Below are 17662 nucleotides of genomic sequence, written 5' to 3'. Positions count from 1 at the left end.
CAATCGTCAAGAGGTCCAGACCAACGTCGGCAAAGTTCCGCTAAACCCCCAACTCCTGTGCCAGCACCGCCGCTTGGACCCTGCTCCGTAGCTCCAGCTTCCCCAGCACCTTGCTGACGTGCGTCTTCACCGTCGCCTCCGCCATGTCGAGACGTACCGCGATCTCCGCGTTCGACAGACCGAGCCCCAGCGCGGAGAGCACCTCCCGCTCCCGGGGCGTCAGCCGCTCCAGTACGGCGGAGTCCGCCGCCGGGCGCCTCGGGGCAGCGAACTCCGCGATCAGTCGCCGCGTCACCGCCGGGGCGATCAGGCCCTCGCCGCGCCCCACCGTCCGCACCGCCGTGATCAGGTCCTTCGCGTCCGTGTCCTTCAGCAGGAAGCCCGAGGCACCGGCCCGCAGCGCCCCGAAGACGTACTCGTCCAGGTCGAACGTCGTCAGGACGAGCACGTCGGCGAGCCCCTCCGACACCACCAGGCGGGTCGCCGTCACCCCGTCCATCCGGGGCATCTGCACATCCATCAGGACCAGGTCCGGGCGCAGCTCGCGCGCCAGCTCCACCGCCCGCTCGCCGTCCGCCGCCTCGCCGACCACCTCGATGTCCGGCGCGCTGCCCAGGATCAGCACGAGCCCCGCCCGCACCGCGGACTGGTCCTCGGCGACCACCACCCGCACCGTCATGCGTTCCCCGCCTTCTCTTCCGCGGGCAGCACCGCCCGCACCTGCCAGACCGCCCCCGAGGCCGCCGCGCGGAACTCCCCGCCGAGCAGCTCCGTGCGCTCCCGCATGCCCACCAGACCCGAACCCGTGCCGGGCGCCGACGGTCCCGGCCGCTTCCCGCACGGCGAGTCGACGGCCACGGTCAGGACCCCGTCACCGCGGCCGACCCGTACGGTGACCGTACCGGGGGAGGCGTGCTTGACCGCGTTGGTCAGCGACTCCTGGACGATCCGGTACGCGGCCAGCTCCACCGGCGCGGGCAGGGCGGCGCCGTCCGCGGGCCGGGTGTCCTCCAGGACGAACTCCAGGCCGCCGGACGAGCCGTTCGTACGGGCCCGGGCGAGCAGCCCGTCCAGCGCGTCGAGGCTCGGCACCGCACCCGGCTCGGCGTCCCCGCCGCTGTCCCGCAGCAGTCCGATGAGCCGCCGCATCTCGGCGAGGCCCGCCACGCTGTTCTCCCGGATCACCGTCAACGCCCGCCGGGTGGTGGCCGGTTCGTCGAGGGAGAGCGCGGCCGTGGAGTGGATCGCGATCGCCGAGAGGTGGTTCGCGACCATGTCGTGCAGCTCGCGCGCCATCCGGGCCCGCTCGGCCACCACCGCCTGCGCCCGGTCCATCTCGGCGAGCAGCGCCGTCTGTTCGGCCCGCAGCCGGGCGGCGTCCGCCGCCTCGCGGTGGTTGCGGACGATCGCGCCCGTGAGGGCCGGGAGGAAGGAGATCATGCCGGTGATCACGCCGACCAGCAGCGCGATGGCGTTCTGCCACCAGACGAGGAACCCGACCGTGACGCCGACGGTGATCAGGCCGGTGCTGTAGGGGACGCGACGGGCGGAGGAGGCGGAGCCGTACACCACCGCCGCGTAGACGACGTCCGTGAACATGAGGACGGTGGCGAGGTTCCCGTTGGTGAACTGGTCCGCCACGATCGCGACCGTGCCCACGGACAGGGCCGTCTGCGGCAGGGTGCGGCGCAGGGCCTCCATGGCGGCCATCACGGTCAGCGGGACGAGCGCGGCCCACTGCTGGTCGAACACGCGGTCGCCGGTCGTATAGAGCCCGAAGGACCACAGGAGCAGCCCGACGGCGAATCCGGCGACGGCGATGAGCAGGTCGTGGCGGTGCGGGCGGGGGAGCGTCACGCCCTCATCCAACACGTCCCCGCGCGCGTGGACCTCCTCGTCAGGGCCGATCCGCGGGCGTGCCGCCCTCCGTCGAAGGATGTAGACGGACTTCGTCACCGGCGACGACGAACCGGGCCCGGCCCCACGGGACGCTGAAGGGGAACCGAAAGGGGAACCGCCGTGATCGTCACGCTGATCGTGCTCTGCGAGGTCGGCTTCTGGGTCCTGCTGGCCGCCGGCCTCGCCACCCGCTACCTCCTGAAGATGCCCCGGACGGGCATGGCGCTGCTGCTCGCCGAGCCGGTCCTGGAGCTCGTGCTCCTCGTCGTCACCGCGATCGACCTCAAGAACGGCGCCGACCCCGGCTGGGAGCACGGCCTCGCCGCGCTGTACATCGGCTACACCGTCGGCCACGGCCACCGCACCGTGAAATGGCTCGACGGCCACGCCGCCCACCGCCTCGGCGGCGGCCCGCCGCCGCCGAAGCCGCCCCGGTACGGCATGGCCAGGGCCCGCCACGAGGGCGCGGTCTGGCTGGGCTCGCTCGTCGGCGGCGCCGTCGCCACCGCCCTGCTGCTCCTCGCCATGGCGTACGTCGGCGACGACGGGAACACCGACAGTCTGCGGAGCTGGATGTACGGCGCCTGGCGGGCCGTCGGCATCCACGGCCTGATCGCGCTCAGCTACCTCGTCTGGCAGAAGAAGGAGCCGGAGACCGGCTCAGCGGTCCCCACCGGGGACCCAGAGGACGTCCCCGACCTCCTTGTTCGCCGTCCGGGCCAGAATGAAGAGCAGGTCCGATAGCCGGTTGAGGTACGTGGCGGTCAGGGCGTTCATCGTCTCGCCGTGCACCTCCAGGGCCGCCCACGTGGAGCGCTCCGCCCGCCGGACCACCGTGCACGCCTGGTGCAGCAGGGCCGCGCCGGGCGTGCCGCCCGGCAGGATGAAGGAGCGCAGCTTGTCGAGCCGCTCCAGGAAGCGGTCGCAGTCGGCCTCCAGCTTGTCGACGTACGCCTGCTCGACGCGCAGCGGCGGGTACTCGGGGTTCTCCACCACCGGCGTGCAGAGGTCGGCGCCCACGTCGAAGAGGTCGTTCTGGATGCGGACGAGGACCTTCACGACGTCCTCGTCGAGCTGCCCGAGGGCGACGGCCGTCCCGATGGCGGCGTTGGCCTCGTTGGCGTCGGCGTAGGCCGAGATCCGCAGATCCGTCTTGGCGGTCCGGCTCATGTCACCGAGCGCCGTGGTGCCCTTGTCGCCGGTACGGGTGTAGATGCGCGTCAGATTGACCATGGGTCCAGCGTAGTTACGCGTGGGCCCTGCGGAACGTCCGTGTGCCGACCGTCACGGCGAGCACCGTGAGCCCGGCCGCGGCGAGGACGCCGTACAGCATCGTGGCGGTCGCGTAGTGCCCGGTGTACGCGTCCCGCACCGCGTCCACCAGATAGCGGAACGGCACGAAGTGCGACAGGACGTCGAGCCAGCCGGGCGCGAGGGCCATCGGCAGCATCAGGCCGGACAGCAGCATCGCGGGCATGGCCAGGGTGTTGACCGCCGGGCCGAACTCCTGCGGGCTGGGCAGCCGCAGTGCGAGCACGTACGACAGCGAGGCGAGCGAGAAGGTGAGCAGGGCGACGAAGCCGAAGCCGATGAGGATGCCGGTGAGCGGCGCCCGCAGGCCCATGAGCAGGGCGGCGAGGACGAGCAGCACGGCCTGGAAGAGGAAGAGGACGGTGTCCCGCAGCGTCCGGCCGAGGAGCAGCGCCAGACGGCTGACCGGGGTGACCCGCAGGCGTTCGAGGACGCCCCAGTTCTTCTCCATGATGACGGCGAACCCCGCGAACGAGGCCCCGAAGAGACCGAGCTGGAGCAGCAGTCCCGGGACGAGGACCTGCCAGGAGTCGCCCGCGCGGCCGAGCGGCAGCCCGGTGAGCAGCGGGCCGAAGAAGAACAGGTAGAGCAGCGGCATCAGCGCGCCGAAGAAGATCTGGAACGGCGAGCGCAGGGTCTGCCGGGCGTAGCGGCCGAAGAGGACCGCGGTGTCGTGGAGAAGCATCGCGTGGACTCCTGGAGGGCGACTAGACGGCGACGGGCGTGGTGTCGACGGGCGCGGGGCCGCGCCCGGTGATGGCGAGGAAGGCGTCCTGGAGGGTGTCCGCGCCGTGCTCGGCCTTGAGCGCGGCGGGGGAGCCCTCGGCGGCGACGACGCCCCCGTCGATGATCACGAGCCGTTCGGCGAGGGCGTCCGCCTCGTCGAGGTAGTGGGTGGTGAGGACGACGGTGGTGCCGTGGTCGTCGCGCAGCCGCCGGACGAGCGCCCAGAGGGCGGCCCGGCTGCCCGGGTCGAGGCCGGTGGTCGGCTCGTCGAGGAAGAGCAGCGCGGGGCGGTGGGTCAGGCCGAGCGCGAGGTCGAGCCGGCGCCGCTGGCCGCCGGAGAGCGCGGCGGTGCTCCGGTCGAGGAGCTCGGTGAGGTCGAGGTCGCGGGCGAGTTCGGCGGCGCGGGCCGTGGCCTCGGTCCGGGGGAGGCCGTAGAGCCTGCCCTGGGTGACCAGTTCGGAGCGGACGGTCTCCTGCGGGTCGACGCCGCCGCCCTGGGCGACGTACCCGATCTTCCGCCGTACCGCGACGGGGTCCCGCAGCAGGTCGTGGCCGCAGACGGCGGCGGCGCCGCCGGTGGGCGGCAGCAGGGTGCTGAGCATCCGCAGGGTCGTGGACTTGCCGGCGCCGTTGGGCCCGAGGAAACCGAGGATCTCGCCCGCCCGCACCGTGAGGTCGATGCCGCGGACCGCGTGCACCTCGCCCTGTTTCGTCCGGAAGGTCCGGGAGAGCCCGGACGTGCTGATGATTGCCATGGCGACTACAAAAACAGAGTCACTGAAAATTTGCAACGTCACCAAAATTTCAGGCCGTCTAGGATGGCGGCATGAGTGAAGGGCTCAGGGAGCGCAAGAAGCGGCAGACGAAACAGCGGATCTCGGACATCGCGACCGGGCTCTTCCTGGAGCGCGGCTTCCAGGCCGTGACGGTGGCGGAGATCGCGGAGGCCGCCGACGTCTCCGTCAACACCGTCTACAACTACTTCCCGGCCAAGGAGGACCTCTTCCTCGACCGGATGGAGGGCGTCACCCACCGCCTCGCCCGGATGATCCGCGGCCGCGACACGGGGGAGTCCGCTGCCCAGGCCGTGCTCCGCGAGATCCGCGGCCATGTCACCGCCGTCTCGCCCGCCTACGGACTGATGGACGGCTACGCCGACTTCATGCGGGTGATCGACGAGGCCCCCACCCTCCAGGCCCGGCTCATGGCCCTCCAGCAGGAGGTCCGCCGGACCACCGTCGCCGCCCTGCGCGAGGAGGTCGGCGCCGGGCCCGACGACCCGATGCCGCTGCTCGTGGGCGGCCAGATCGCCTGGATCCAGGACGCCGTCGTCGAGTTCATCAGCGACGGGATGACCGCCGGACGCAAGGCGACCACCGTCTCCCGCGAGACCCTCGTCCTCCTCGACGAGATCGAGGAGCTGCTGGGCGAGAAGGTCCTGACGTACGCCGTACGGGCCTGAGGACCCTCCCCGGGCCTGTCGCGAGTGTGACGTCCGTCAAAGAGGGCGTGACGCGCATTACTTCACGGTCACATGGCGCCCCGTGACCGCTAATCTCCGCCGGAGAGCCAGAAGTGAACAGGCGTTAAAGGGGTGGAACATCGTGGCCAGGAAGCTCGCCGTCATCGGAGCCGGACTCATGGGGTCCGGCATCGCGCAGGTCTCGGCACAGGCGGGCTGGGACGTCGTCCTGCGTGACGTCACCGACGCCGCCCTGACCCGCGGCACCGACGGCATCAAGGCGTCGTACGACAAGTTCGTCGCCAAGGGCAAGCTCGACGCCGAGGACGCCGAGGCCGCGCTCGGCCGGATCACCGCCACCACCGAGCTCGACGCCGTCGCCGACGCGGACGTCGTCGTCGAGGCCGTCTTCGAGAACCTCGACGTCAAGCACGAGATCTTCCGCTCGCTCGACAAGATCGTCAAGGACGGTGCCGTCCTCGCCTCCAACACCTCCGCGATCCCGATCACCAAGATCGCCGCGGTGACCGAGCGCCCCGAGGCCGTCGTCGGCGTCCACTTCTTCTCGCCCGTGCCGATGATGCAGCTCGTCGAGCTGGTCCGCGGCTACAAGACGAGCGACGAGACCCTCGCCACCGCCCGCGCGTTCGCCGAGTCCGTCGGCAAGACCTGCATCGTCGTCAACCGCGACGTCGCCGGCTTCGTCACCACCCGCCTCATCTCGGCCCTCGTCGTCGAGGCCGCCAAGCTCCACGAGTCGGGCGTCGCCACCGCCGAGGACATCGACATCGCCTGCAAGCTCGGCTTCGGCCACGCCATGGGCCCGCTCGCCACCGCCGACCTCACCGGCATCGACATCCTGGTGAACGCCGCCAACAACATCTACACCGAGTCCCAGGACGAGAAGTTCGCGCCGCCGGAGCTGATGCGCCGGATGGTGGACGCGGGTGACATCGGCCGCAAGAGCGGGCAGGGCTTCTACAAGTACTGAGCCGTACCCGCCACCCCGCCTCACTCCGTGGGGTGAATTTCGGTATCGGTTCGCTGACAAGGCGCAACGTATCTGCCGATGCGGCAGTCAGTTGTTGCGAAGACGGAGCACTCTCGGGGAGCGCATATGCACATCAGGGGCGACCACGTCGAGCTGGTCGTCGGGGGCCGCCTCGACGTCCGCAGCGCGGCGGACGCCCGTACGGTCCTGCACTCGGCCGTCGACGACGGAGTCGGCGACCTGGTGCTCGACCTGACCGGCCTCGACTCCTGGGACGCCACCGGACTCGGCGTCATCATGGGCGCCCACCGGAGGGCCGGCCGCTGCGGCCGGCGCCTCGTCCTGCGCGGGGTGCCGCCCCAGATGCAGCGGCTCCTCGTCGCCACCCGGCTCCACCGCATCCTCGCCATCGAGGGCGGCCTCGCCCTGGAATCCCTGCCCCGCGTGTGACCCGCCCCGGCCCCGCCGACTGTGAAGCAGCTGTGCGAACCAGGCGTCACGCTCAATCCTCACAAGACCGTGACGTCTTGGTCTCGGGGGCACCCCGGCTGTTCCCGAGCCGCTGACCACGGTCTAGGGTTCGGTCGCCCGCACATTGACGGACCCGCCTGCACATGGGGCGGACCCACCGGCGGGCACCGGACACCGCTTCTTGGGGGCTAGGACCATGGACCCGATCAACCCTGGGTCGGAGGAGTACGGTCACGACACCGAGGGCGAGGAAGCCCGCCAGGGCCGTGGCATGCCCGCGCCGACGCCCGCGCGCGCCCGCGTCGTCCGGCTCGTCTCCGGCGAACTGCTCCTCACCGTCAACCCCGTCGACGGCAGCGAGATCGAACCCTGCCCGCCCGGGCAGGAACCGGCGGCCCCCCGCCCCCGCACCCCCGAGGAGCGCGCCGAGGCCGCCCGCGCCGTCGCCCCGCCCCTCCCGCCCGGCCCTCCCGCACCCGAGCTGCCCCTCCTCGAACGCCAGGAGGAGCGCGAACGGCTCACCGGCATCCTCCGCCAGGGCCGCTGCGCCCGCCTCACCGGCGCCCCCGGCTCCGGCCGCACCGCCCTCCTCGACGCCGTCGCCGCCGACTGCGCCGACCTCGCCCCCGACGGCGTCGTCCGCCTCTCCGGCCGCCACCGCACGCCCACCGAGCTCCTCCACGAGCTCTTCACGGCCGTCCGGTACGCCCCCGGCCGGCGCCCCGACCGGGCCGCCCTGCTCGACCGGCTCCGCGACGTCGGCGCCGTGGTCGTCGTCGACGACCTGGAGTTCGGCGGCGCCGCCCTCGACGAGCTCCTCGCCGCCGCCCCCGAGTGCGCCTTCCTCCTCGCCGCGGGCCCCGACACGCCCGCCCCCTCCGCCGACGCCCACGTCGAGGAGGTCCTCCTCGCCGGCCTCGGCCGCGCCGCCGCCCTCGAACTCCTGGAGAGCGCCGCCGGCCGCACCCTCACCGAGGAGGAGGCCAACTGGGCCGGCGACCTGTGGTTCGAGTCCGAAGGCCTCCCGCTCCGCTTCGTCCAGGCCGGCGCCCTCCTCCGGCAGCGCGACCGGCTGCGCGTCACCCCCGCCGAGTTCGACGCCTTCGGCGCCCTCGAAGAAGCCTTCGGACCCGCCGACCCCGCGGCCGCGGCGACCGCCGCTGCCGCCGCCTTCGACGGCATCGACGACCCCGACGTCGAACTGCGCGACATACCGCTGCCCAGCCTCGGCGAGGGCGCCGCCCCCGCCGCCCTCCTCGCCTCCCGCCTCAGCCGCGCCGCCCAGTCCGCCCTGCGCTTCGCCGTCGCCCTCGGCGGCGAGGTCCCGCACCAGGCCCACCTCCCCGCCCTCGTCGGCGACACCCACGCCGACGCCGCCCTCGGCGAACTCATGGCCTGCGGACTGCTCTCCCCGGCCGGCCCCCGCTACCGGCTCGCCGCCGGCGTCCTCACCCAGCTCCTCGCCCACGGCTACGCCCACGAGGCCGCCGACCGCGCCCACACCCTCGCCCAGCACTACGCCTGGTGGGCCGCCCACCCCTCCGTCACCCCCGAACGGGCCGCAGCCGAGGCCGACGCGCTGCTCGCCGCCCTCACCGCGCTGATCCCCGGCACCGGCGAATCCGCCGCCGAACACCGCGCCACCGCCGTCCTCCTCGCCCGCGCCGCCGCACCCGCCTTCGCCGCCGGACTGCACTGGGGCGCCTGGGAACGCGCCCTGCGCGCCGGCCAGGAAGCCGCCCGGCTCACCGGCGACGTCGCCGAAGAGGCCTACTTCCACCACGAGCTCGGCATCCTCGCGATCTGCGCCGGAAACCTGGAACGCGCCCGCGCCGAGCTGGAGGCCTCCATCGGCATGCGCGGGGCGCTCGCCGACAAGCGCGGCACCGTCGCCGGCCGCCGGGCGCTCGCCCTCGTCTCCGACCTCTCCGGGGAGCACGCCGCCGCGGTCGCCCCGCGCGCCGACGAACCCCTCTCCCCGCCGCGCGGCACCCCCGCCCTGCGCGGCCCCGCCGCCCGCCCCGGCCCCTCGCGCCCGGAACCCGTCACGGCCCCGCTGCCCGGCGGGCCCGTCCGGACCCCGGTGTCGGCCCCGATCCCCGCGTTCCCCGACTTCGCCGACGGCGGCCCGACCGTCGTCACCCGCCCCGACACCGCCGGGAGCGGCGACCGCCGCCCCGGCCTCAGGGGCGGCATCCTCAGCGGCGCCCGCCGCAACCTCGTCGCCGTCGGCGCGGGCGCGCTCCTCGTCGCCGTCCTCGGCACCGTCGTCACCCTCGGCGCCACCTCGGGCAACGGCGAGAACCCCACCACCGACCGCGTCACCTCCGACAGCACCGCGAGCGAGAGCGGCACCGACGACGGCCTCGACGGCGAGGACCAGCCGGCCGACGGCGAGGCCGACCCGACGGAGACGGGCCGGGCGACCCGCTCGGACTCCCCGAGCCCGTCGGGCTCGGACGGCACGTCGCCGTCCGCGTCGAGGGACCCGTCCGCGTCGGGCTCGCCCTCGCCGTCGGACAGCCCGACGAGCACCGGTGCCCCCACGACGACCAAGGCGCCGCCGAGCCCGACGGTCACCACAGGTGGCCCGCGCCCGTCGATCACGCAGCCCCCGATCAAGACCCCGTCGGAGACGCCGTCGAGCTCTTCGTCGGGCCCGGGCCCGTCGGAGTCGTCGACTCCGGCGGAGGAGCCGACGACGCCCACCAGCTCCCCGGCGGCCGGCGAGACCACCACCCTCGGCGCCCCCTCCGCCTCCGAGACCGCCACCGCCACGGACTCGCCGGCCTGACCCCCGTACGACAACGACGACGGCCCCGGGCGCGCTCACCGCACCCGGGGCCGTCCCCGTATCCGTACTCCCGCCGCCGCTAGAACAGCCGCAGCTTGTCGTCCTCGATGCCGCGCAGCGCGTCGTAGTCGAGGACCACGCAGCCGATCCCGCGGTCCGTCGCGAGGACCCGCGCCTGCGGCTTGATCTCCTGGGCCGCGAAGACGCCCTTCACCGGGGCGAGGTGCGGGTCGCGGTTGAGCAGCTCCAGGTAGCGGGTCAGCTGCTCGACGCCGTCGATCTCGCCGCGCCGCTTGATCTCCACCGCGACCGTCGCGCCGTCGGAGTCCCGGCACAGGATGTCCACGGGGCCGATCGCGGTCGGGTACTCGCGGCGGATCAGGGTGTAGCCGTCGCCGAGGGTCTCGATGCGGTCGGCGAGCAGCTCCTGGAGGTGCGCCTCGACGCCGTCCTTGATGAGGCCCGGGTCGACGCCCAGTTCGTGCGAGGAGTCGTGGAGGATCTCCTCCATCGTGATGATCAGTTTCTCGCCCGCTTTGTTGATCACGGTCCAGATGCCTGCCTCACCGTCGACGCCTTCCTTCAGTGTGCACGGCGGGGACATCCAGTTGAGCGGTTTGTACGCCCGGTCGTCCGCGTGGATGGAGACGCTGCCGTCTGCCTTGACCAGGATCAGACGGGGTGCGGAGGGCAGGTGGGCGGTGAGCCGGCCCGCGTAGTCCACGGAACAACGGGCAATGACGAGACGCATGGTCGGCAACGCTACAAGACGGGTGCTCTTCCGCGCGATTCGGGCATCGCCCCGACGGCGCGTGGGGGCCGTCGTGAGCCGAACACCCGTCGGTTATCAGCCGGTTGTGTGCCCATTCTTCTGGTGTCGCCCGGACCGCGCGCTTACCGTGGAAGCTGGAGGTCGTCGTCCGTGCACGCTGCGTGGCGCACGGCGGCCTTCGCCCCTGCCCGCAAGACCCCGTCCGCGGGGTCGCGAGAGGAGAACCCATGTCGCTCGACGTCTCACCGGCCCTGTTGGAACAGGCCGAGCGAGGCGAGGTCGACGAAGCCGACTTCGTCGACTGCGTCCGGACCTCCCTGCCCTACGCATGGGAGATGATCAGTTCTCTGGTGGCACAGCTGAAGGTCGACGGCGGAGAGTTCGCCGACAACCAGACGCCGCCGCCGAATGAGCAGGCACGTGGTCAGCTGCTGCGCGCGCTCGCGAGCGACGCCATTCGCGGTGCGCTGCAGCGGCACTTCGGGGTGCGTCTCGCCTTCCAGAACTGCCACCGCGTGGCGGTCTTCCCGCTGGACCCGTCGGTGGACGAGCGACTCGCCCGTTTCACGTCCGTACGGGGACAGCTGCTGAACCAGTCGCCGGAACTGCGCGACTGCTGAGACATGGTGCTGCCGCTCCGCACCGCGGGAGAACGCGATCGATGCGAGCCGACGCGCATCGCCGCCGCAAGGCGCGGAAGCGGCAGCACAGTCAGCACCGCTCCCGTGAGGGCTCTCACACCAGGAGCGGCAGGACCTCCGCGCCCAGGCGCCGGACGTTCTCCTCGGTCGCCGCGAGGTCGCCCGAGCCTTCCGCGAGGAGGGCGAAGCGCGTGATGCCCGTGCGCTCCGCGGTCGCCGCGAGCCGGTCCGCCGCCAGCCGGGGCGTGCCCACCGGGTGCAGCCCGCACAGCAGCTCCGTGTACGCCACGGGGTCCCGCATCGCCCGGTGCCTGCCGTCCACCGTCACATGCGCGTCGAGCCCCTGCCTCAGCCACCCCGGCATCGCCTTGACCAGCGCCTCCGCCGCGTCCGCGCCCCGGTCCGCGAGCTGGGCCACCCCCGCCGAGACGTGGCCGGCGCCGATCCGCGCGATCTCGTCCGGGTCCCGCCCGGCCTCCCGCGCGCACCGCGCCCAGGCCGCGACCATCTCGGCCTTGTCCTCGTCGCCGCAGTGCATGCCGAGCAGCATCGGCAGTCCGCGCTCCGCCGCGAGCCGCACGCTCTTCGGCGAGGTGCAGGCCACCACCACCTCGGGGGCGGCCGCGCCGCCGATCAGCTCGTCGGGGCGGGGCACCACGGGCACCTCGCGGAAAGCGAATCGTTCCCCCTCGGCACCGACGCGCGGCTCGGTGAGCCAGCGCAGCAGCAGGTCGAGCGATTCGGGGAACCCCTTCTCGTACGCCGCGAGTCCCGCGCCGAAGACCTCCAGGTCCACCCAGGGCCCGCCCCGGCCCACCCCCAGGGTGAACCGGCCGCCCGAGGTGAGGTGCAGCAGCGCCGCCTGCTCGCCGAGGGCGACCGGGTGGACGGTCGGCAGCACGCTCACCGCCGTGCCGACCCGGAGCCGCCGGGTGCGGCCGAGGAGCAGCGCGGCCAGTGTCACGGCCGAGGGGCAGACCCCGTACGGCACGAAGTGGTGCTCGGCCAGCCAGACGGAGTCGAGCCCCGCTTCCTCCGCCACCTCGGCGGTCCGCACCGCCCGGTGCAGTGCCTCCCCCTGGCCCTGGCCCGGGAACTGGGCTGCCAGAACGAACGTACCCACGCGCATCGCCTTCTGCCTCCTTGCGGCCGACGCGTATCTCCCCTCGCACTGGCACCAACGTCTGACACGTGCCAAAGGCAACGGCCGTTCATGAAGTTCTTGCGATTTTCGGCTAAGCCGTCCCCGGAAGGGCCCGGGGCACCGTGTGGCGGCCCGTAGGCTGGAGGGAACGGTCCGTGTTCCCAGACCCCGTGAGGTGTGCCCGTGTCCCCGCGTCACAACCGCTCCCGAGGCGGCGAGAAGCCCGTACAGCAGGGCGATCACGGCGACCGGTACGGCGGTGTGCAGCGCACCGAGACCTGGCAGGACGAGGAGTGGTACGTCCGGCTCGTCGCCGGGGCGAGCGCACCGGGCAAGCGCTACCGCTGCCCGGGCTGCGACCAGGAGATCCCCTCCGGCGCCCCGCACGTGGTCGCCTGGCCGGAGTGGGGCGGGGTGGACGACCGCCGCCACTGGCACAAGGCCTGCTGGAACGCGAAGGACCGCCGCACCAGCAGGGTGCAGCGGTCCCGCAACGCGCCGAGGTACTAAGGGCCTACACGTCCCGGCTGTTCAGCAGGGCGTACGCGCCGCCCAGTGCCGCCGCCGCGATCGCCGCCATGATCAGCAGCGGCTCCCAGCCCGCCGGGCCCGAGTCGCCCAGCGGCGGCCGCTCGCTGTAGAGCGCGATCATCTGCGAGGGGATCGCGTAGGTGAACAGGAAGTCCCGCACCGACAGCAGCGCCTCGGAGAACATGAACATGCCCACCACCAGCGGCAGCAGCAGCAGGCCGATCATCACCGTGATCGCGCCGGCCGAGTGCCGGATGAGCGTGCCGACCGCCATCGCGAGCAGCCCGAGCGTCGCCAGGTAGGCGCCCGCTCCCACCGTCGCCCGCAGCCATTCGGAGGCCGTCGGCTCCGCCGCGTCCACCATGCCGACCTGGGCCACCGCCACGAGCGTCGCGACCAGCGTGGTGAGCGTGAAGACCAGCAGGAAGAAGACGATCGCCTTCGCCGTGAGCACCCGGGCCCGGCTCGGACAGGCCGTCAGGGTCGTCCGGATCATGCCCGTGCCGTACTCGGAGGCGATCGTCAGGACGCCCAGCGTGATCACGCAGATCGACGCCGGCAGCATCCCGAAGAAGCCGAAGCCGAGGACGGACTCCTCGCCCATCGGGGCCTCGGAGGCCGCGGCGATGGCGGCGACACCGATCCCGATGCCGACCATCAGCAGGACCATCACCCCCAGCGTCCACATCGTCGAACGCACCGAGCGGATCTTCGTCCACTCGGAGGCGAGCGCGTCGCCGAGGTGCGCGGCGCGGACCGGGATGGGGGAGACGTAGGCGTGCGGAGCCGGGGCGTGGTGGTGGGCGGGGGCGGTCATCGGGCGTCCTTCGGGGTGTCGCTCGGCTGCGGGCTGTTCGGCTGAGAGACGGCCGGCTGCGGGGCGGCCGGAGGGGCGTACGGACCGGGCGCGGGGGCCTGCGGGGCCCCGGCGTACGGGCCCTGCGCGGGGGCGTGGGGGCCCTGCGGAGCCGCGCCGTACGGGTTCTGTCCGGGCGGCGGCGGGGCGTACCAGCCCTGCTGCGGCACCTCCTGGACCGGCGGCTGCGGCGGCATCCCGTACCCCGGCTGTCCGGGCTGCACCGGCGGCTGGAGGTGGGCGAGGCGGTCGTCGGTGGAGCGGTAGTCCACGGCGCCCTGCGTCAGCCGCATGTACGCCTCCTCCAGGGACGCCTGGTGCGGGGACAGCTCCCAGAGCCGTACGTCCGCGTCGTGCGCGAGGTCGCTGATCCGCGGCAGGGGCAGGCCCGTCACGCGCAGCGCCCCGTCCGGCTCCGACAGCACCTGGCCGCCGGCCTCCATGAGCACCGACGTCAGCTTCTCCCGCTGCGCCGGCTCGGTCCCCGGCGTCCGCACCCGGGCGAAGTCGGCGGAGTTCGCCGAGATGAAGTCCTTGACGGGCATGTCCGCGAGCAGCTGCCCCCGGCCGATCACGATCAGGTGGTCGGCCGTCAGCGCCATCTCGCTCATGAGGTGGCTGGAGACGAAGACCGTGCGACCCTCGGAGGCCAGCTTCTTCATCAGGTTCCGCACCCAGAGGATGCCCTCGGGGTCCAGGCCGTTGACGGGCTCGTCGAAGAGCAGCACCTGCGGGTCGCCCAGGAGCGCCGCCGCGATGCCGAGCCGCTGGCCCATGCCGAGCGAGAAGCCCTTCGAGCGCCGCTTGGCGACGTCCTGGAGGCCGACCACGCCGAGGACCTCGTCGACGCGCTGCGCCGGGATGCCGGCCAGCTGCGCGAGCGACAGCAGATGGCTGCGCGCGCTGCGGCCGCCGTGCACGGCCTTGGCGTCGAGGAGCGCGCCGACCTGCCGGGGCGCGTTCGGCAGCTGCCGGAAGGGGTGGCCGCCGATCGTGACGTGACCCGCGGTGGGCCGGTCGAGCCCCAGGATCATGCGCATGGTCGTCGACTTGCCCGACCCGTTGGGCCCCAGGAACCCGGTGACGACACCGGGCCTCACCTGGAAGGAAAGGTTGTACACGGCCGTCTTGGCGCCGTAGCGCTTCGTCAGGCCGACTGCCTCGATCATTCTCCAGCCCCATCGACAGGTCGGTCGCATCCATGTCGGGGCGTGGCGGCCGACGGCCGGAGCCCCCCGTATGAGCTAGGAGCTTATCCAGCCGTTGACGGTTCCGGCCAAGCCCGGGGAATCAGGCGTCCCGCTTCTTCATCACCAGATAGCCGCCGACGAGCGCCGCCACCACCCAGAGCACCATGATCCCGAGCCCGCCCCACGGGCCGTACGGGGCCTCCTCCGAGTTCATCGCGTCCGGGACGATCCGCATGACCTTCGAGCCGGCCTGGTCGGGGAAGTACTGGGCCACCTCCTTGGCCTTCGGCACCTGCGAAAGGATGTTGGAGACCAGGAAGAAGAACGGCACGAGGATGCCGAGCGACAGCATCGACGAGCGCAGCATCGCCGCCACGCCCATGGAGAAGATCGCCATCAGGCCCATGTAGAGCCCGCCGCCGACCACTGCCCGCAGCACGCCGTCGTCCCCGATGGAGACCCGGTGCTCGCCGAGCAGCGCCTGCCCCAGGAAGAAGGAGAGGAAGCTCGTCGCGAGCCCCACCAGGAGCGCGAGCCCGCCCGCGACCGCGATCTTCGAGAAGAGGAAGGTCGCGCGCTGCGGCACGGCGGCCAGCGAGGTGCGGATCATGCCGGAGGAGTACTCGGTCCCCACCACCAGGACGCCGAAGACCACCATCGCCAGCTGCCCCAGGATCATCCCGGAGAAGCTGACCAGGGTCGGGTCGAAGGTGGCCTTCTCGACCTCCCTCATGTCGTCGAAGGTGGCGTTCGTCAGGGCGCACAGCGCCGCGCCCATCGCCACCGTGACGAAGAGGGCGCTCGCCAGCGTCCAGACGGTCGACGACACCGTCCGGATCTTGGTCCACTCGGACTGCAGTACCGCGGATGCCACTGCCATCGTTCAGGCTCCCTCGGAGGTCGTGCCCCAGTGGGGGCCGGGCGCCGCGGCGCCGCTGTGAACATCGGTGCCCTGCGCGTGGTACTCCACCGCGGCGGCCGTCATCTGCATGAACGCCTCTTCGAGGGAGGCCCGCTGCGCGCTCAGCTCGTGCAGCACCAGACCGTTCTCCGCGGCCAGTTCGCCCAGCTTCTCCGTCGTCGCCCCGTCCACCTCCAGGGCCCCGCCGCCGGCCTCGGCCACGACGAATCCGTTCGCGTGGAGCACGTCCCGCAGGCGTTCCTGCTGCGGAGAGCGCATCCGCACATAACTCCGGGAATTCTGCTGGATGAAATCCGCCATCGAGGTGTCGGCCAGCAGTTTTCCCTGACCGATCACGATCAGGTGATCCGCCGTCAGCGCCATTTCACTCATCAGATGGCTGGAAACGAAGATCGTCCGGCCCTCGGCCGCCAACGCCTTCATCAGATTGCGGATCCAGTGAATTCCCTCGGGGTCCAGACCATTGACGGGCTCGTCGAACATCAGGATCTCGGGATCACCGAGGAGAGCCGACGCGATCCCGAGCCGCTGCCCCATGCCGAGGGAGAAACCCTTCGACTTCTTCTTCGCGACCGCCGTCAGACCCACCAGGTCCAGCACCTCGCCCACCCGGCTCGCCGGGATGCGGTTGGACTGCGCCAGACACAGCAGGTTGTTGTAGGCGGAACGGCCGCCGTGCATCGCCTTGGCGTCGAGCAGCGCCCCGATGTACTTCAGCGGCTCGGCCAGGTCCCGGTAGTGCTTGCCGTCGATCCGGACCGTCCCGCTCGTCGGGTTGTCCAGGTCGAGCATCATCCGCATCGTCGTCGACTTGCCCGCCCCGTTCGGCCCGAGGAAGCCGGTGACCATGCCAGGACGGACCTGGAAGGACAGGTGGTCGACCGCCGTCTTCGCCCCGTAGCGCTTGGTCAGGCCCTCAAGCTCGATCATGCGTCCCAACCTACGGGCGCGCAAAACCCCCCGCCACCGGAATGACGGAGGGTTTTCTGCGCCTCTGGGACGACGGTCAGCGCGACTGCTGGGCCGGGACGCCGGCCGTGCGCTCGTCGTCGATCGGGGAGCCGGCCGCCGCCACCGCGGCACCGGTCAGCGTCGCCAGCATCTCGCGGACGTTGGTCAGCTGCGCGTTGATCGAGTCGCGGCGGTTCGTCAGCGCCGCGAGCTCGCGCTCCGATTCCGAACGGATCCGGTCGGCCTTGGCGTTCGCGTCGGCCACGATGTCCTCGGCCTGGCGCTGTGCGGTCTCCACCGTCTGACGGGCCCGGCGCTCCGCGTCCGTCCGCAGCTTCTCGGCCTCCAGGCGGAGCTGCTCGGCGCGGTGCTCGATCTCCGCGAGGCGCTTCTCGGCCTTCGCCTGACGCGAGGCCAGGTCCCGCTCCGACTGCTCACGGCGCTTCGCCAGGTTCGTCTCGAAGTCCGCGGCGGCCTGGGCGGCCTTGGCGCGGGTCTCCTCGAAGAGGGCGTCCGCCTCCTCGCGCTTCGACTGCGCGTCCTTCTGGGCCTCGGCACGCAGCGTGTTGGCCTCGCCCTGCGCCTTCTCGACGATCCGGACGCCCTCGTCCTCGGCCTTCGCCTTGCGCTCGGCCGCGAACGACTCCGCGTCGTTGCGCACCTGCTGGGCGGCCGACTCGGCCAGCTCGCGGTGCTGCTCGGCGGCGCGGCGGGCCTCCTCACGCAGGTCCTTCGCCTCCTCCTCGGCCAGCCGGAGGATCTTCTCGACCCGGGCGCCGAGCCCCGCGTACGACGGCTCGGCGTCGGTGACCTGCGCCTGGGCGTTCTGCGTCTCGAGGTGGAGCTCCTCGATGCGCTTCTCCAGCGAGGTGATGCGGGACAGGGCACTGTCGCGGTCGGCCACGAGCTTGGTAATGCGGTCGTCCACCTGACCGCGGTCGTAACCGCGCCGCACGAGCTCGAAGCCGAAGGGGGAGGAAGTGTCGCTCATGGGGTTCCTG

General features: G+C 72.4%; 19 protein-coding genes. 7 read left to right on the top strand and 12 right to left on the bottom strand.

Features of this window, described 5'->3' with window-relative positions; translation table 11 throughout:
- Positions 1 to 40 precede the first annotated feature (40 nt).
- Positions 41 to 679, bottom strand: coding sequence for a response regulator transcription factor (locus ABZ318_RS18780; protein WP_356903572.1), 639 nt, complete (start codon positions 677 to 679; stop codon positions 41 to 43).
- Complete coding sequence (locus ABZ318_RS18775; protein WP_356903571.1) at positions 676 to 1857, bottom strand: histidine kinase; 1182 nt, start codon at positions 1855 to 1857, stop codon at positions 676 to 678. Before ABZ318_RS18775 ends, ABZ318_RS18780 begins: the two co-directional genes overlap by 4 nt.
- 162 nt (positions 1858 to 2019) lie before the next feature.
- On the opposite strand from ABZ318_RS18775, the gene ABZ318_RS18770 reads away from it, so the two are divergent.
- Positions 2020 to 2643, top strand: a complete 624-nt coding sequence (locus ABZ318_RS18770; RefSeq protein ID WP_356903570.1) for a hypothetical protein — start codon at positions 2020 to 2022, stop codon at positions 2641 to 2643.
- Here ABZ318_RS18770 and ABZ318_RS18765 read toward each other — a convergent pair.
- From ABZ318_RS18765 to ABZ318_RS18755, 3 genes are read right to left on the bottom strand one after another with little or no spacing between them, the layout of a single operon-like run.
- Complete coding sequence (locus tag ABZ318_RS18765) at positions 2560 to 3132, bottom strand: cob(I)yrinic acid a,c-diamide adenosyltransferase (protein WP_356903569.1); 573 nt, start codon at positions 3130 to 3132, stop codon at positions 2560 to 2562. The two genes, ABZ318_RS18770 and ABZ318_RS18765, sit on opposite strands and share 84 nt — an antisense overlap.
- Positions 3133 to 3145: 13 nt before the next feature.
- Complete coding sequence (locus tag ABZ318_RS18760) at positions 3146 to 3895, bottom strand: ABC transporter permease (RefSeq protein ID WP_356903568.1); 750 nt, start codon at positions 3893 to 3895, stop codon at positions 3146 to 3148.
- 22 nt (positions 3896 to 3917) lie between these two features.
- Entirely contained in the window at positions 3918 to 4691 is a 774-nt protein-coding gene (locus ABZ318_RS18755) for an ATP-binding cassette domain-containing protein (protein WP_356903567.1), read from the bottom strand.
- 71 nt (positions 4692 to 4762) lie between these two features.
- Here ABZ318_RS18755 and ABZ318_RS18750 point away from each other — a divergent pair, with 71 nt between their 5' ends.
- From ABZ318_RS18750 to ABZ318_RS18735, 4 genes are all read left to right on the top strand, one after another.
- Positions 4763 to 5398: a TetR/AcrR family transcriptional regulator gene (locus tag ABZ318_RS18750; protein ID WP_356903566.1), complete on the top strand. Its 636-nt coding sequence runs from the start codon at positions 4763 to 4765 to the stop codon at positions 5396 to 5398.
- Positions 5399 to 5540: 142 nt separating this feature from the next.
- Positions 5541 to 6389: a 3-hydroxyacyl-CoA dehydrogenase family protein gene (locus tag ABZ318_RS18745; RefSeq protein WP_356903565.1), complete on the top strand. Its 849-nt coding sequence runs from the start codon at positions 5541 to 5543 to the stop codon at positions 6387 to 6389.
- Positions 6390 to 6515: 126 nt separating this feature from the next.
- Positions 6516 to 6839, top strand: coding sequence for an STAS domain-containing protein (locus ABZ318_RS18740; protein WP_030210572.1), 324 nt, complete (start codon positions 6516 to 6518; stop codon positions 6837 to 6839).
- A 217-nt stretch (positions 6840 to 7056) separates the two neighbouring features.
- On the top strand, positions 7057 to 9654 hold the full coding sequence (locus tag ABZ318_RS18735) for an ATP-binding protein (RefSeq protein WP_356903564.1): 2598 nt from the start codon (positions 7057 to 7059) through the stop codon (positions 9652 to 9654).
- Between the two features lie 79 nt (positions 9655 to 9733).
- Here the strand turns inward: ABZ318_RS18735 and nucS are convergent, their stop codons facing one another.
- Complete coding sequence (gene nucS / locus ABZ318_RS18730; protein ID WP_356903562.1) at positions 9734 to 10405, bottom strand: endonuclease NucS; 672 nt, start codon at positions 10403 to 10405, stop codon at positions 9734 to 9736.
- Positions 10406 to 10653: 248 nt separating this feature from the next.
- Here nucS and ABZ318_RS18725 point away from each other — a divergent pair, with 248 nt between their 5' ends.
- Positions 10654 to 11046, top strand: a complete 393-nt coding sequence (locus ABZ318_RS18725) for an SCO5389 family protein (RefSeq protein ID WP_015036224.1) — start codon at positions 10654 to 10656, stop codon at positions 11044 to 11046.
- A 115-nt stretch (positions 11047 to 11161) separates the two neighbouring features.
- Here ABZ318_RS18725 and ABZ318_RS18720 read toward each other — a convergent pair whose 3' ends face one another.
- Positions 11162 to 12196 (bottom strand): LLM class flavin-dependent oxidoreductase, encoded by a 1035-nt coding sequence (locus ABZ318_RS18720; RefSeq protein ID WP_093874055.1) that lies wholly within the window; start codon positions 12194 to 12196, stop codon positions 11162 to 11164.
- A gap of 198 nt (positions 12197 to 12394) precedes the next feature.
- Here ABZ318_RS18720 and ABZ318_RS18715 point away from each other — a divergent pair, with 198 nt between their 5' ends.
- Positions 12395 to 12721: an ATP/GTP-binding protein gene (locus tag ABZ318_RS18715; RefSeq protein ID WP_356903561.1), complete on the top strand. Its 327-nt coding sequence runs from the start codon at positions 12395 to 12397 to the stop codon at positions 12719 to 12721.
- Between the two features lie 4 nt (positions 12722 to 12725).
- On the opposite strand, the gene ABZ318_RS18710 is transcribed toward ABZ318_RS18715, so the two are convergent.
- The 5 genes from ABZ318_RS18710 to ABZ318_RS18690 form a co-directional block, all read right to left on the bottom strand.
- Positions 12726 to 13559: an ABC transporter permease gene (locus tag ABZ318_RS18710; protein ID WP_356903560.1), complete on the bottom strand. Its 834-nt coding sequence runs from the start codon at positions 13557 to 13559 to the stop codon at positions 12726 to 12728.
- The gene (locus tag ABZ318_RS18705; protein ID WP_356903559.1) at positions 13556 to 14767 is read right to left on the bottom strand and encodes an ABC transporter ATP-binding protein; all 1212 of its coding nucleotides are present in this window, start codon (positions 14765 to 14767) and stop codon (positions 13556 to 13558) included. The genes ABZ318_RS18710 and ABZ318_RS18705 overlap by 4 nt, the downstream gene beginning before the upstream one ends.
- Positions 14768 to 14888: 121 nt before the next feature.
- Positions 14889 to 15668 (bottom strand): ABC transporter permease, encoded by a 780-nt coding sequence (locus ABZ318_RS18700; protein ID WP_356903558.1) that lies wholly within the window; start codon positions 15666 to 15668, stop codon positions 14889 to 14891.
- Between the two features lie 3 nt (positions 15669 to 15671).
- Entirely contained in the window at positions 15672 to 16640 is a 969-nt protein-coding gene (locus tag ABZ318_RS18695) for an ABC transporter ATP-binding protein (protein ID WP_356903557.1), read from the bottom strand.
- A 76-nt stretch (positions 16641 to 16716) separates the two neighbouring features.
- On the bottom strand, positions 16717 to 17652 hold the full coding sequence (locus ABZ318_RS18690; RefSeq protein ID WP_030694501.1) for a cellulose-binding protein: 936 nt from the start codon (positions 17650 to 17652) through the stop codon (positions 16717 to 16719).
- Positions 17653 to 17662: the final 10 nt, after the last annotated feature.

The organism is Streptomyces sp. NPDC006197, assembly GCF_040613865.1.
Taxonomy (GTDB): Bacteria; Actinomycetota; Actinomycetes; order Streptomycetales; family Streptomycetaceae; genus Streptomyces.
This window is presented reverse-complemented; position numbering and strand designations above follow the sequence as displayed.